The sequence below is a fragment of the Corallococcus sp. CA054B genome (assembly GCF_003611625.1).
Classification (GTDB): Bacteria; Myxococcota; Myxococcia; order Myxococcales; family Myxococcaceae; genus Corallococcus; species Corallococcus coralloides.
Map to the genome: position 1 here is coordinate 55,745 of NZ_RAVY01000025.1, position 12,625 is coordinate 68,369.

Genomic DNA, 12,625 nt, shown 5'->3' on the forward strand with positions numbered 1-12,625 from the left:
CATGCAAGGATTGCCGTGCCACGCATGCGAGGAGCGTGTGCAAACCTTGCACGCTCCGAGCGCGGCGCGATGCGGCGGGCGATCCAGCTTCCGTGCCCCGGCGGCATCGCCCAAGATGCATTTCCTTCCGAATTTCCCCCGCATTTCTTCCGCAAAGAGGAGGGGAGCATGGCCATCCACCCCCGCGGCCTCCTGACCGCGCTCGCGTTGTTCTCGCTGTCCGGCCCCGCGCTCGCGCAGGCCCCCGCCGTGCCGCCCAAGCCGCCCGCGAGCCCAGAGGATGAGCGCGCCGCGTACATCCGGTCGCACTTCACGAAGTACGAGGTGCGCGTCCCCATGCGCGACGGCGTGAAGCTCTTCACGACGTTCTACGTCCCCAACGACGCGAGCCCGCGGAAGCGCTACCCGGTGCTGCTGATGCGCACGCCGTACTCCATCGGGCCCTACGGCGCGGGTCGCTATCCCAAGGCCCTGGGTCTGCCTGGCTTCGAGAAGGACGGCTTCATCTTCGCCTTCCAGGACGTGCGCGGCCGGTACATGTCCGAGGGCGAGTTCGTCAACGTTCGCCCCCACCGCGCCACCAAGCGCGGCAAGGAGGTGGACGAGAGCAGCGACACGTACGACACCATCGACTGGCTGGTGAAGCGCGTGCCCCACAACAACGGCAAGGTGGGCATGTGGGGCGTGTCCTATCCGGGCTTCTACACGTCCGCGGGCGCCATCGACTCGCACCCCGCGCTCAAGGCGGTGTCGCCGCAGGCGCCCATCGCGGACTGGTTCTGGGACGACATGCACCGGCATGGCGCCTTCAACCTGCAGCTGGCGTTCAGCTTCTTCTCCACCTTCGGCAAGCCCCGCCCCGCGCCCACCGACGACACCGAGTGGAAGCCCTTCGACTTCGGCACCCCGGACGCCTACCAGTTCTTCCTGGACCTGGGCCCGCTGTCCAACGCGGACGCGAAGCACTTCCGCGGTGACATCGCCTTCTGGAAGGACTTCGTCGCGCACCCCAACTACGACGCCTTCTGGCAGGCGCGGAACCTGCTGCCGCACCTGAGGAACATCAAGGCGGCGGTGATGGTGGTGGGCGGCTGGTACGACACGGAGGACCTCTACGGGCCGCTGCGCACGTACGCCGCCATCGAAAAGCAGAACCCCGGCATCTCCAACACGCTGGTGATGGGCCCGTGGCCCCACGGCGGCTGGATGCGCGCGGACGGCACGTCGCTGGGGGACGCGGACTTCGGCTTCCCCACCAGCGCCATGTACCAGGACCTGGTGCTGGCCTTCTTCAAGCAGCACCTGAAGGGCGGCCCGGATGCGGCCGTGCCGGAGGCGCTCGTCTTCGAGGGCGGCGCCAACCGCTGGCGGCAGCTGGACGCCTGGCCGCCCAAGGGCACCCGGGAGACGCGCCTGTACTTCCAGCCCCAGGGCGCGCTGACGTTCCAGGCCCCCAAGGCGGCGGCGCCGTCGTTCGACGAATACGTGAGCGACCCGGCGAAGCCCGTGCCGTACACGCAGGACCTGAGCCCCGGCTGGTCCAAGACGTACATGACGGAGGATCAGCGCTTCGCCTCGCGCCGGCCGGACGTGCTCACGTACCAGACGGAGCCGCTGACCCAGGACCTCACGCTCGCGGGCCCGCTGGAGGCGGAGTTGTGGGTTTCCACGACGGGCAGTGACGCGGACTGGGTGGTGAAGCTGGTGGACGTGAACCCCGGGAAGGTGCCCGGCTGGACGAAGGAGCAGGAGCAGTCCGGCGAGCGCAACCGGGGCGCGCAGCAGACGCTGGTGCGCGGGGAGCCGTTCCGCGGCCGCTTCCGCGACAGCTACTCCCAGCCCAAGCCCTTCACGCCCAACGAGGTGACGAAGGTGCGCTTCGTCATCAACGACGTGTTCCACACCTTCCAGCGCGGCCACCGGCTGATGGTGCAGGTGCAGTCGAGCTGGTTCCCCTTCATCGACCGCAACCCGCAGACCTACGTGGCCAACATCTTCGAGGCGAAGCCCACCGACTTCGTGCGCGCGATGCACCGGCTGCACCACACGGCGGCCCAGCCCAGTGCGTTGAAGGTGAACGTCCTGCCCGCGTTGGACGAGTAGATCCCCGGCCCGCTCGCGCGCGGTCTGCTAGGCTGCGCGCCCGCCACCACGCGGGCGGTCCTTCACCGGGCCGCTCGCCACGACACGCCATGACGGGAGGGACATGACCGGTCAGGACCGGCCCGACGCCGGGCGGGTGTTGCTCGACGGAGATTTGGGGGAGGGGGGCGGCCACGTCCTCCGCTCCGCGCTGTCCCTGTCGCTCATCACCGGCCGTCCCTTCCAGCTCAGCGGGCTGCGCGCGCACCGCGACCCGCCGGGCCTGCGTCCCCATCACCTGGCCTACGTGCGCGGCGCGGAGGCGCTGAGCGGCGGCACCAGCGAGGGCGCCTCCGTGGGCTCCACGGAGCTGCGCTTCACCCCCGGCCCGGTGCGCGCGGGGGACTACCTGCTGGAGGCCGGCGCGTCCGGCAGCACGCCCCGGCTCTTCCAGTGCCTGGTCTACCCGCTGGCGCTCGCGGGCGGCGGACGGCTCACGCTTCGAGGCGCCACGCACCTGCGGGCCGGGCCCAGCTTCCACGCGCTCGTCGGCGCGTGGCAGTCGGTGGCGCGCGCGTACGGGTTGCCGGTGCAGCTGTCAATCACCCACGCGGGCTTCCTTCCGGAGGGCGCGGGCGAGTTCACCGCGGAGGTGGGCGCCCCGGCCGAACCGCCCGTGCGCGTGGATCTGCCCGCGCGCGGCGTGCTGCGGGAGGTGCGGGTGATGTCCTTCGTGGGCGGGCTGCCCTTCGCGGTGGCGGAGCGTCAGTCCCGCGCCGCGGTGGCCGCCCTGCGCGAGCGGGGCATCCTGGCGGAAGCGGACAACCGGCCGCTGGCGGTGACGCGCTCGCAGGGCTCCGCGACGTTCGTGCTGGCGCAGTTCGAGCACACCGTGGCGGGCTTCACCTCACTGGGCGAGCGGGGCCTGGACGCCGAAGGGGTGGGGCGCGAGGCGGCGGAGGCGCTGACCCGCTTCATGGAGACGGGCGGCGCGCTCGACGAACACCTGGCGGAGCAGCTGCTGCTGCCGGCGGCGCTCCTGGCGTCAGGGAGGCTGGGGGCGGTGACGCCGGGGACCACGCGCTTCACCGCCGCTCGCATCACCGACGCGCTGACGGTCCAGGCGGAGGTGCTGCGGCGCTTCCTGCCGGTGCGGCTCCAGGTGGAGCCGGGCGGGAGCGTGGAGATCCGCCCGGCGTGAGGGGGAAGGGCGGGGCTTCTTAAGCCTCGTCCTCGGTGGCGTTGCCGCGCGCGCCGAAGGTGTTGGCGTCCGACATCTCGCGCACGGTGCCTCGGTAGGCGCGGATGGCGAAGGGCGCGGCGACCAGGAAGACGATGCCCACGAGGCCGATGGCCATCCAGGGGACAGGCGTCTCCTTGATCTGCACGTCCTTGCCGTAACCGTTGAGGTTGTTGCCCATGGCGCGCGCCTTGGCGGCGTCCTTCTCTTCCTGGGTCAACTCCTTGCGGTTCTGGAACTCCTGGGGCTGCCGGCGCTGGGGCTGCGCCAGGACAGCGCCGCCCCAGACAAGGGCGAGGACGAGGACAAGCCGGGGGAGGGAGGGGGAGGGCATGGGCCTTCAGCCTAACAGAGGCTCCCGGCGCGGGTGAACAGGGGTTGCTTCGCTCGGCGCGGGGCGTTACGCGCGCGGCATGCTCCGCCTTCCCTTCCTCCTCCTGACGAACCTTCTCCTGGGGCTCCGGCTGCTCCTGGGCCTGCCCTTTCGTCTGATGGCGGCGCGCAAACGACCCACGTGGATCCGCTTCCGCCTCTCAGGCGAGCTCCCGTACCGCCCACGCCCCGTGCAACGGCTCCGTTTCGGCGGCGCCGCGGCGGAGCCCGCCACGGTGACCTCACTGGAAGCGTTGGGACGTGCACTCAAGGTGCTGGCCGCGGATCCGAAGGTCGAAGGCATCCTCCTGGAGCTGGAGGGCCTGAGCATCCCGGACGCCAGGCGCGAGGCCCTGCGCGCCCTGCTGTCGGACTTCCAGGCCGCCGGCAAGCGGGTGGTGTCCTGGGCGGTGATGGTGGACACGGACGCCTGGCCCGTGCTGGGCGCGGCGGACGAGGTGCTGCTCGCCCCCATGGGCCGGGTGGAGCTGGTGGGCTACGCCGCCGAGGCCACGGTGCTGGGCGAGGCCTTCAGCCGGGTGGGCATCCACGCGCACTTCGCGCGGCGCGGCGACTACAAGACGGCGCCGGAGCTCTTCACGGACGGCAAGGTGTCCGACATCCAGCGCCAGACGCTGGAGTCCTTCCTGGACGAGCGCTACGCCGTGCTGGTGGAGGCCATCTCCAGCGACCGGGGCAAGACGCCGGAGGAGGCGCGGGCGCTCATCGACTCCGGGCCCTACAGCGCGAAGCGGGCGCTGGAGGCGGGGCTGGTGGACGGGCTGGTCCACGAGGCGGACCTGGGCGCGCACCTGGGCCTGGAGGCGAAGAAGGACGAAGAGCCCCCTGTACCTACGTATGACGCGTACCTGGCGACGCTCGCGTTCCCGCCGGTGAAGTGGCGCCGGCTGCGCCGCAAGCCCCGGCTGGCGGTGGTGGACGTGGCGGGCATCATCATCCCGGGCAGCGGCGGCGCAGGCCGGTTCGCGGCGGCGGACTCGGTGGTGAAGGCGCTGCGGAAGGCGGGGAGGGATCCGCGCGCGAAGGCGGTGGTGCTGGCGATCGGGAGCCCCGGCGGATCGGCGCTCGCGTCCGAGCAGATCTTGGAAGCCGTGAAGCGCGTGGCGAAGCAGAAGCCCGTCATCGCGTACGTGGATCAGATCTGCGCGAGCGGCGGCTACATGGCGGCCATCGGCGCGAAGGAGATCTGGTCCGCGCCCCATGCCGTCGTGGGCTCCATCGGCATCTTCGTGGGCAAGTTCGAGTACGGCGAGCTGCTGGAGAAGCTGGGCATCCACCGCACCACGCTGGCGCGGGGTGAGAACGCGGCCTTCTTCTCCTCGTCTCGGGGCTTCACGCCGCACGAGCGCGCCGCACTGGAGCGAGAGGTGGAGGAGGGCTACCAGTCCTTCCTGGAGCTGGTGGCCCAGGCGCGCGGCCGGACGAAGGAGGAGATCCACCAGCGCGCGGAGGGGCGCGTCTACTCGGGGCTGCGCGCGAAGGAGGCGGGGCTGGTGGACCGCATCGGCGGCTTCGAGGAGGTCTGCCGCCACGCGCTGGACGAGGCGCGCGTCCCGTCGGATGACTTCGAGCTGGTGCGCTACGGCGGCGCTCGCGCGAAGCTGTCGCTGCTCAAGCTGCTGATGGGCGCGGCGCACCCGACCACGTATGCCTTCTGCCCCACGGCGTGGAGCCTCCAGCGCCGGCGGTGAGTTCGCGGTGCACGGGACAGCCGTTGCGGATCCCGGGCGAACGCTCCCCGCCCGGAAACCGCACATTGCTGTTCATGAAAACGAACCCGTACGCAGCACTCCCCGCCGTTCCCTCGTTCCACGTCACCAGCACGGACATCCAGGATGGACAGCCGCTGCACACGGACCACCGCGGCGCGCAGTCCGAGACAGGCGGCAAGGACATCTCGCCGCAGCTGAGCTGGTCGGGATTCCCGGCCGCGACCCGGAGCTTCGCGGTCACCGTCTTCGATCCGGACGCCCCCACGCCGAGCGGCTTCTGGCACTGGGCCGTGTTCAACATCCCAGCGAGCGTCAGCGCGCTGCCGCGGAACGCGGGGAGCGCCGAGGGAAGGCTCCTCCCGTCGGGCGCGGTGCAGCTCCCCAACGATGCCCGCCTCGCGCAGTACCTGGGCGCCGCGCCGCCGCGAGGACACGGGCCGCACCGCTACTTCGTGGTCGTGCATGCACTCGATGTGGAGGCGCTTCCCATCCCCGCGGAAGCCACGCCCGCGTACCTCTCCTTCGTGCTCTTGGGTCACACCCTGGCGCGCGGTACGATCGTCCCGACCTCCGTCACGCCCTGAGTCATGCGCAGGCCCTCGCCCATTGAACGCACCGCCAGGCTCCTGGACACGACGGCGGCGATGTACCTCAAGATCCGCCAACGCGAGGCCGACCCCGTCTACGCGGGGGTGGAGTGGCTCTCCGCCGGCCTGATGTTCATCCAGCGGGGCGAGAAGGTGCTGCGCCAGGGCGAGGAGCCGGTTCACGTCCGGGCCGGTGAGTTCGTGTGGATCTCACCGGGCACCCGCCTGGAGGTGCGCAACGTCCCGGACGAAGGAGGGGAGTACCAGGCCGAGGGCATGCTCATCGCCCCGGAGTTCCTCCTTCAGGCGGAGCCGAAGACGACACCGGGCTCCGCACGGGTCCAGCGGCTGCGCGCCGACGAGGCTCCCCGGCTCGTCGACGCGCACCACCGCTGCATCGAGGCGCTCACGGAGAAGTTTCCGGAAGGCGTCGTGCGTGCACGCGTGCTGGAGCTCATCGCCTGGCTCCGGGACCTGAACATCGACGTGAGCGCGTCATCGAGCGCACGTCTCGGCATGAAGCGCCTCGTGTCCCGGGATCCTTCGCGGGCGTGGACCCTCACGGAGGTCGCCAGGAAACTCGCCATGAGCGAGGACACGCTCCACCGGAGGCTGACGGGCGAAGCGACGACGTTCAGCAAGCTCCTGACGGAGGTCCGGATGGACCACGCCGTCTCGCTGCTCTGGACGACCGACCTGCCGGTGGGACACGTCGCCATCGAGGCGGGGTACACCTCCGCCTCCCGGTTCGCGACCCGCTTCCACGAGCGCTTCGGCGTATTGCCCTCGAAGCTCCGCGCGAAGCGCCCCCAGGAACGGTGAGGCACACCCTTTCACTGAGAGAGTCAGCCCTTTAGCATGCGCGGCATGGCCCGCTCCTGCCCGGTCTGCCCCAGCCAGCCCATGAACCTCGTCCAGGCCTCCGATGTGGAGGTGGACGTCTGTCCGCGCTGCCACGGCCTGTACTTCGACCGGGGGGAGCTGGAGCGCTTTCCGGACCGGCCGTCGCTCAAGCCGCTGCTGACCGCGGCGAGGCAGGCCGCGTCGCGCTGCCGCACCGGCGGGCACCTCGTCCCGCGCGCCAATGCCCTCTGTACCACCTGCCACGGCGAGCCCCTGGGCTGTCCCGGCTGCGGCGCGCGGCTGGCGATGGTCAACGCGCGCGTGTGCAACGTGGACCTGTGCACGCACTGCGGCGGCACCTGGCTGGACGCGGGCAAGTTCGAGGCCCTGGAGAACGCCGTCGTGACGCACGCCAAGGCGCAGCCCGCGACGGCCAAGGGCTGGGAGGTCGCCGCGGCGACGGATGGAGGCGCGGACCCGTGGAAGGGTCCTGGCTCCACGGCCGCGCTGCCGCCGTCGAACTCGCCCACGGGCGGCCTGGGCGTGCGCTCCCCGCTGGCCTGCGTCCATTGCGGCATCCAGGTCTCCGTGCCCCAGGCCTTCGCGTTCAACGGAGACCTCTACTGCCGCGAGCACCGACCGAAGGGCGCCGTGTCGGGGGACAGCCTGCCCAAGAACCGCGACGCCTCCAGATACCCGACCCTGGACGACGCGTCGGACGGCATCGAGCTGGGGGAGCTCGTCTTCTGGCTGGTCCGGCTGTTGCGCCGCTGATCGTCCGCGGGAGCACCGACGGGGCGGACGTCCGGGCATTGCCGGCCCCGGAGCCGGCGTCTACCCTGCCGCGCCAGTGATGACCCGCCTCGCCTCCTTGAGTCTCCTGCTTCTGGGCACCGCCTGTGCCACCACGTCCCGCGAACCGGCCTCGGTGGCGGAGGCGTATGCGAAGGCCCTGGAAGAGAACCGGCTATCGGACGCCTACCGCCTGACGACCGGCACCCCGGAGGGCGAGGGGGCCTTCCTGGATGAGTATTCCGACGAAGCCGCCCGGAAGGAGCGCGCCGCCGCCGTCCGGGCAGGCACGGGCGTGCTGGAGGCCCGGGCCCCGTCCGTCACGCTGGCCCGCCAGGGGGAGGACTGGCGCGTGGTGGAGTCCCGCCCCGCGGACGTGCCCCGCGCGGCGCTGAAGAAGTTCCTGGACGAGGTGGAGTCCCGCGACTGGAAGGGCGCCTGGGGCCTGCTCGCCTCGCCGCTGAGGGCCCGCTACACGCCGGAGCACCTGAAAGAGGACTTCGAGCGCGAGCCCCTGGCCAAGGAGCGCCTGCGCCGCGCCCGGCTGGCCCTCAACACCCACGTGCGCGTGGCGGCGGGCGAGGCCCTGTTCCCCCTGGGCGGCGAGCGCGCCGTGCGGCTGGTGCTGGAGGACGGCGAGTACCGGGTGGCGGCCATCGAATGACGGCCAGAAGCCGCGCGCGCTCCGGGCAGGGTGGAAGGCCGGGCGGGCTCCGGAGATGTGCGTTAAACGACGTTGACAGCCCCCGGAGTGCTGGCAATCTCCGCCCCCCTTCGAGCGTGCAAACGCCCGTTTTCAAAAGGTTTCAGGTGTCCCGATGAGCGTGTCCCAGGCCGATGTGATGACGGCCATGTCGAAGGTGATCGACCCCGAGCTGCACGTCGACCTGGTGAAGGCCGGGATGGTGAAGGACGTGCGCGTCACCGGTGACACGGTGAAGTTGAAGATCGAGCTGACCACGCCCGCGTGTCCCATGAAGGGGAAGATCCAGGCGGACGCGGAGGCCGCGCTCAAGGCGGTGCCGGGCCTGAAGTCCTTCGACATCGAGTGGGGCGCCCAGGTGCGCGGCGTCGCCGGAGGCTCCGGCGGGGCGCTGCTGCCGGGCGTGAAGAACATCCTGCTCGTGGGCGCCGGCAAGGGCGGCGTGGGCAAGAGCACGGTGGCGGTGAACCTGGCCACGTCGCTCGCGCAGCACGGCGCCAAGGTGGGCCTGCTGGACGCGGACTTCTACGGCCCCTCCGTGCCGCTGATGACGGGCACCGCGGACAAGCGCCCGGTGAGCCCCAACGGCAAGACGTTGGATCCGCTGGTCGCCCACGGCCTGAAGATCATGTCCATCGGCTTCCTGGTGGAAGCGGATCAGGCGCTCATCTGGCGCGGCCCCATGCTCCACGGCGCCCTCATGCAGCTGGTGCGCGACGTGAACTGGGGAGAGCTGGACTACCTCATCCTGGACCTGCCCCCTGGCACGGGCGACGTGGCGCTGACGCTGTCCCAGTCCGTGCGGGCCGCGGGCGCGGTGCTGGTGACGACGCCGCAGGACGTGGCGCTGGCGGACGTGGTGCGCGCCAAGCAGATGTTCGACAAGGTGCACATCCCGGTGCTGGGCATCGTGGAGAACATGAGCCAGTTCGTCTGCCCGCACTGCAACAAGAGCACGCCCATCTTCAACCACGGCGGCGGCCACAAGGCGGCGGAGATGTTCGGCATCCCATTCCTGGGGGAGATCCCGCTCGACCTCAAGGTGCGCGAGGCGGGAGACTCCGGCGTGCCGGTGGTGGTGGGGCACCAGGACAGCCCGGAGGCGAAAGCCTTCCAGGAGGTCGCCCGTGCAGTCGCGGGCCGCGTGTCCACGCAGTCCATGAAGAGCGTGCCCCTTCCGGTGATGCAGGCCCGGTAGGACCCAACCGAAGCGCAAGGAGACCGCATGGCCCCGGCCGGCAACGACGACCTCCCGCCCGATCCGCTGTTCGATGACGACTCGGAGCAGCAGTCCGGCCGCGAGGGCCGCTCGGGCGGCTTCGTGCCGGACTTCGTGCGGCGGATGGCGGTGGCCGGCATGGGCGCGGTCTTCATGGGCGAGGAGGGCCTCCGGGCCCTCGCCGGTCAGCTCAAGCTTCCCAAGGAGGCGCTGGGCTTCCTCCTCTCCCAGGCGGAGAAGACCAAGGACGACATCAGCCGCGTCGTCACGGAGGAGCTGCGCCGCTTCATGCAGTCGGAGAAGCTGCGCGACGAGTTCCTCAAGCTGCTCTCCGGCATGACGGTGGAGGTCAAGGCGCAGATCCGCCTGGTGCCGTCGGAGAAGGCGGAAGAGGCGCCCGCGCCGGAGCATCCTCCCAAGGCCAGCAAGAAGGCCGCGGAGGGGCCCACCGCGCGCGTGGTCATCACGGACGTGAACGCGCGCCGGCCGGCCTCCAAGCGCTCGAAGCGGGAGTAGGGACGTGGCGGAAGAAGCACCGGCCCCCGGCAAACCGCGCCCCACCTGGCGCACGCACCCGCTGCCCAAGCGGCTGGCGCTCATCGCCATCGTCGCGCTGGGCCTGTGGCTGTGGAAGGCGACGGACGTTCCGGAGCGCCAGCTGATCTATCGCCTGGAGGGCGACGACTGGGGCGACGTGCGCGCCATGGACCTCCAGGTGCTGGACTCCGAAGAGCACATCGTGAAGCGCGAGGAGCGCTTCTTCGCGGACGGCCCCCCCATGGAGGTGACCTTCAAGGTGGACCTGCCGGAGGGCACCTTCCGCACGCTCCTGTTCCTCCAGGTGGAGGGGCGCGAAAAACGGGACGTGGTGCGGGGCCGGCTGATGGTGGGCGAGGCCCAGGCCATCGTCGTCCCGTTGAGACTGCCCGGCCCGAGTCGTTGACCGGCGTTGACCCTCCTGGAGGCGTGCGTTATGGCCGCCGGCACAGGAGAGAAGACGCCATGGCAACGGAACACATCGTCGTCGTCGGTGCAGGGCAGATGGGCGCGGGCATCGCGCAGGTGGCGCTCCAGGCGGGCCTGCGCGTGTCGCTGGTGGACGTCAACAAGGACGGGCTCGCCAAGGGCGCGGACCGCATCAAGGCGGGCCTGAAGAAGCTGGTGGAGAAGGGCAAGCTGGACGCGGCGAAGCAGCAGGCCGCCGAAGCGAACCTGGCCACCTTCACCAGCGCGCGCGAGGCGAAGGACGTGGACGTCGCCATCGAGGCCGTCACGGAGAACGAGGACCTCAAGCGCCGCATCTTCCTGGAGCTGGACGAAGTGGTGCGCCCGGGCGGCATCCTCGCCACCAACACCTCCTCCATCCCCATCACCCGCATCGCCGCGGCCACCAAGCGCCCCGAGGCCGTCATCGGGATGCACTTCATGAACCCGGTGCCGGTGATGCAGTTGGTGGAGCTGATCCGCGGCGCGGCCACCAGCGACGAGACGTACACCACCATCCGCACGATGGCCGAGCGCATGGGCAAGACGACGGTGGTCTCCAAGGACTACCCGGGCTTCATCGTCAACCGCATCCTCATCCCCATGCTCAACGAGGCCTGCTTCGCGCTGATGGAGGGCCTGGGCACCGTGGAGGACATCGACACCGCGATGAAGCTGGGCACCAACCAGCCCATGGGCCCGCTCCAGCTGGCGGACTTCATCGGCCTGGACACGGTGCTCTACATCGCCGAGGTCCTGCACAAGGGCCTGGGTGACTCCAAGTACCGCCCGTGCCCGCTGCTGCGTCAGTACGTGGATGCCGGCTGGTACGGCAAGAAGTCCGGCCGCGGCTTCTACAAGTACTAGCCCCCTCCAGGAGCCCACACGCACATGGACTACCAGAACATCAAGTTCGAGAAGGACGGCGCGCTCGCCATCCTCACCGTGGACCGGCCCAAGGCGCTCAACGCGCTCAACAGCGCCACGTTCCACGAGATGGAGCACGCGCTCAACTCACTGAAGGAGGACACGCGCGCGCTCATCGTCACGGGCGGCGGGGACAAGGCCTTCGTCGCGGGCGCGGACATCGCGGAGATGGCCACCATCAGCGCCGCGCAGGCGCGTGAGTTCTCCGCCCTGGGCCACCGCGTCTTCGAGCACCTGGAGAACCTGCCCATCCCCACCATCGCGGCGGTGAACGGCTTCGCGCTGGGCGGCGGCCTGGAGCTGGCCCTGGGCTGCGACCTCATCTACGCGTCGGAGAAGGCCAGGCTGGGCGTGCCGGAAGTCACCCTGGGCGTCATCCCCGGCTTCGGTGGCACGCAGCGCCTCACGCGCCTGCTGGGCCGCGCCCGCGCCAAGGAGCTGCTCTTCACCGCGGACCGCCTGGACGCCGCCAAGGCCAAGGAGATCGGCCTGGTGCTGGACGTGCTGCCCGCGGACAAGCTGATGGAGCACGTCAAGGCGGTGGCCGCCAAGATTCTCAAGAACGGCCCGCTCGCGGTGGCCCAGGCCAAGCGCGTGGTGGAGTACGGCGCGGACCAGGACCTGCGCGCCGCCAACGAGCTGGAGCGCCAGGGCTTCGCCGTCCTCTTCGGTTCGGAGGATCAGCGCGAGGGCATGGCCGCGTTCCTGGCCAAGCGTCCGGCCAACTTCCAGGGCAAGTGACGTGAAGCACGCGGTCGCGGCCGGGAGCCTGCTGTGCTTCCTGGCCGCGCCGCCGGCCCGGGCGGAGGAGGTTCCAGAGCAGGAGCCCCGCGCCCCGGCCCTGGTGTCCTGGAAGCGCACGCTGTGTCTCTACACGCTGTGCTTCCTGGAGCCCGCCATCCCGGACCTGCGCCGCGAGTGGGGCGAGGGTGCCCACTGGGTGCTCTCCTGGCCCATCCACCCGTGGGCCACGCCGCCGCTGGACGTTCCGGGGCCCACGCTCATCCTGTCGCCCTTCGTGGAGCCCCAGCTGCGGCTGCGGCCGTCCACCTTCCGCCTGCTGGCCGGAGGGCGCGTGTACGCCTTCCCGGACGCGTACCGCTTCGGCGTGCTGGCCGAGGGGGCAGGCGTGTGGGGTGGGGA

13 protein-coding genes and 1 pseudogene are annotated in these 12,625 nt (G+C 70.8%); 13 read left to right on the forward strand and 1 reads right to left on the reverse strand.

Translation table 11 applies throughout. The annotated features are described in order from the left end of the window. The first annotated feature begins 168 nt into the window (after positions 1 to 168). Both D7V80_RS09285 and rtcA read left to right on the forward strand, forming a co-directional pair. On the forward strand, positions 169 to 2,103 hold the full coding sequence (locus tag D7V80_RS09285) for a CocE/NonD family hydrolase (RefSeq protein WP_120587810.1): 1,935 nt from the start codon (positions 169 to 171) through the stop codon (positions 2,101 to 2,103). Positions 2,104 to 2,206: 103 nt separating this feature from the next. Further along, positions 2,207 to 3,283, forward strand: coding sequence for an RNA 3'-terminal phosphate cyclase (rtcA, locus tag D7V80_RS09290; protein ID WP_120587811.1), 1,077 nt, complete (start codon positions 2,207 to 2,209; stop codon positions 3,281 to 3,283). A gap of 19 nt (positions 3,284 to 3,302) precedes the next feature. On the opposite strand, the gene D7V80_RS09295 is transcribed toward rtcA, so the two are convergent. Continuing rightward, positions 3,303 to 3,656, reverse strand: coding sequence for a hypothetical protein (locus D7V80_RS09295; protein WP_014396987.1), 354 nt, complete (start codon positions 3,654 to 3,656; stop codon positions 3,303 to 3,305). A 79-nt stretch (positions 3,657 to 3,735) separates the two neighbouring features. Here D7V80_RS09295 and sppA point away from each other — a divergent pair, with 79 nt between their 5' ends. The 11 genes and pseudogenes from sppA to D7V80_RS09350 all read left to right on the forward strand — a co-directional run. Beyond that, the gene (gene sppA / locus D7V80_RS09300) at positions 3,736 to 5,406 is read left to right on the forward strand and encodes a signal peptide peptidase SppA (RefSeq protein WP_120587812.1); all 1,671 of its coding nucleotides are present in this window, start codon (positions 3,736 to 3,738) and stop codon (positions 5,404 to 5,406) included. A gap of 74 nt (positions 5,407 to 5,480) precedes the next feature. Continuing rightward, positions 5,481 to 6,011: a YbhB/YbcL family Raf kinase inhibitor-like protein gene (locus tag D7V80_RS09305; protein WP_120587827.1), complete on the forward strand. Its 531-nt coding sequence runs from the start codon at positions 5,481 to 5,483 to the stop codon at positions 6,009 to 6,011. Between the two features lie 3 nt (positions 6,012 to 6,014). After that, positions 6,015 to 6,836 (forward strand): helix-turn-helix transcriptional regulator, encoded by an 822-nt coding sequence (locus D7V80_RS09310; RefSeq protein ID WP_120587813.1) that lies wholly within the window; start codon positions 6,015 to 6,017, stop codon positions 6,834 to 6,836. A 45-nt stretch (positions 6,837 to 6,881) separates the two neighbouring features. Then, positions 6,882 to 7,631 (forward strand): zf-TFIIB domain-containing protein, encoded by a 750-nt coding sequence (locus D7V80_RS09315; RefSeq protein ID WP_158616582.1) that lies wholly within the window; start codon positions 6,882 to 6,884, stop codon positions 7,629 to 7,631. Between the two features lie 79 nt (positions 7,632 to 7,710). After that, complete coding sequence (locus D7V80_RS09320) at positions 7,711 to 8,313, forward strand: hypothetical protein (RefSeq protein WP_120587815.1); 603 nt, start codon at positions 7,711 to 7,713, stop codon at positions 8,311 to 8,313. A gap of 154 nt (positions 8,314 to 8,467) precedes the next feature. Further along, entirely contained in the window at positions 8,468 to 9,550 is a 1,083-nt protein-coding gene (gene apbC / locus D7V80_RS09325; RefSeq protein ID WP_014396993.1) for an iron-sulfur cluster carrier protein ApbC, read from the forward strand. 27 nt (positions 9,551 to 9,577) lie between these two features. After that, positions 9,578 to 10,087, forward strand: coding sequence for a hypothetical protein (locus D7V80_RS09330; RefSeq protein ID WP_120587816.1), 510 nt, complete (start codon positions 9,578 to 9,580; stop codon positions 10,085 to 10,087). Positions 10,088 to 10,091: 4 nt separating this feature from the next. Beyond that, a complete protein-coding gene (locus tag D7V80_RS09335; protein WP_120587817.1) occupies positions 10,092 to 10,514 on the forward strand; it encodes a hypothetical protein in 423 nt (140 codons plus the stop codon). A gap of 59 nt (positions 10,515 to 10,573) precedes the next feature. Beyond that, entirely contained in the window at positions 10,574 to 11,422 is an 849-nt protein-coding gene (locus tag D7V80_RS09340; protein ID WP_120587818.1) for a 3-hydroxyacyl-CoA dehydrogenase family protein, read from the forward strand. A gap of 24 nt (positions 11,423 to 11,446) precedes the next feature. After that, positions 11,447 to 12,223, forward strand: coding sequence for an enoyl-CoA hydratase-related protein (locus D7V80_RS09345; RefSeq protein WP_120587819.1), 777 nt, complete (start codon positions 11,447 to 11,449; stop codon positions 12,221 to 12,223). Between the two features lies 1 nt (position 12,224). Continuing rightward, positions 12,225 to 12,625 (forward strand): annotated as a pseudogene (locus D7V80_RS09350) (hypothetical protein); the annotation flags it as partial.

Coding starts and splice junctions, on each gene's coding strand:
- D7V80_RS09285 (WP_120587810.1), top strand. CDS start 169: ATGGCCATCCACCCCCGCGGCCTCCTGACCGCGCTCGCGTTGTTCTCG.
- rtcA (WP_120587811.1), top strand. CDS start 2,207: ATGACCGGTCAGGACCGGCCCGACGCCGGGCGGGTGTTGCTCGACGGA.
- D7V80_RS09295 (WP_014396987.1), bottom strand. CDS start 3,656: ATGCCCTCCCCCTCCCTCCCCCGGCTTGTCCTCGTCCTCGCCCTTGTC.
- sppA (WP_120587812.1), top strand. CDS start 3,736: ATGCTCCGCCTTCCCTTCCTCCTCCTGACGAACCTTCTCCTGGGGCTC.
- D7V80_RS09305 (WP_120587827.1), top strand. CDS start 5,481: ATGAAAACGAACCCGTACGCAGCACTCCCCGCCGTTCCCTCGTTCCAC.
- D7V80_RS09310 (WP_120587813.1), top strand. CDS start 6,015: ATGCGCAGGCCCTCGCCCATTGAACGCACCGCCAGGCTCCTGGACACG.
- D7V80_RS09315 (WP_158616582.1), top strand. CDS start 6,882: ATGGCCCGCTCCTGCCCGGTCTGCCCCAGCCAGCCCATGAACCTCGTC.
- D7V80_RS09320 (WP_120587815.1), top strand. CDS start 7,711: ATGACCCGCCTCGCCTCCTTGAGTCTCCTGCTTCTGGGCACCGCCTGT.
- apbC (WP_014396993.1), top strand. CDS start 8,468: ATGAGCGTGTCCCAGGCCGATGTGATGACGGCCATGTCGAAGGTGATC.
- D7V80_RS09330 (WP_120587816.1), top strand. CDS start 9,578: ATGGCCCCGGCCGGCAACGACGACCTCCCGCCCGATCCGCTGTTCGAT.
- D7V80_RS09340 (WP_120587818.1), top strand. CDS start 10,574: ATGGCAACGGAACACATCGTCGTCGTCGGTGCAGGGCAGATGGGCGCG.
- D7V80_RS09345 (WP_120587819.1), top strand. CDS start 11,447: ATGGACTACCAGAACATCAAGTTCGAGAAGGACGGCGCGCTCGCCATC.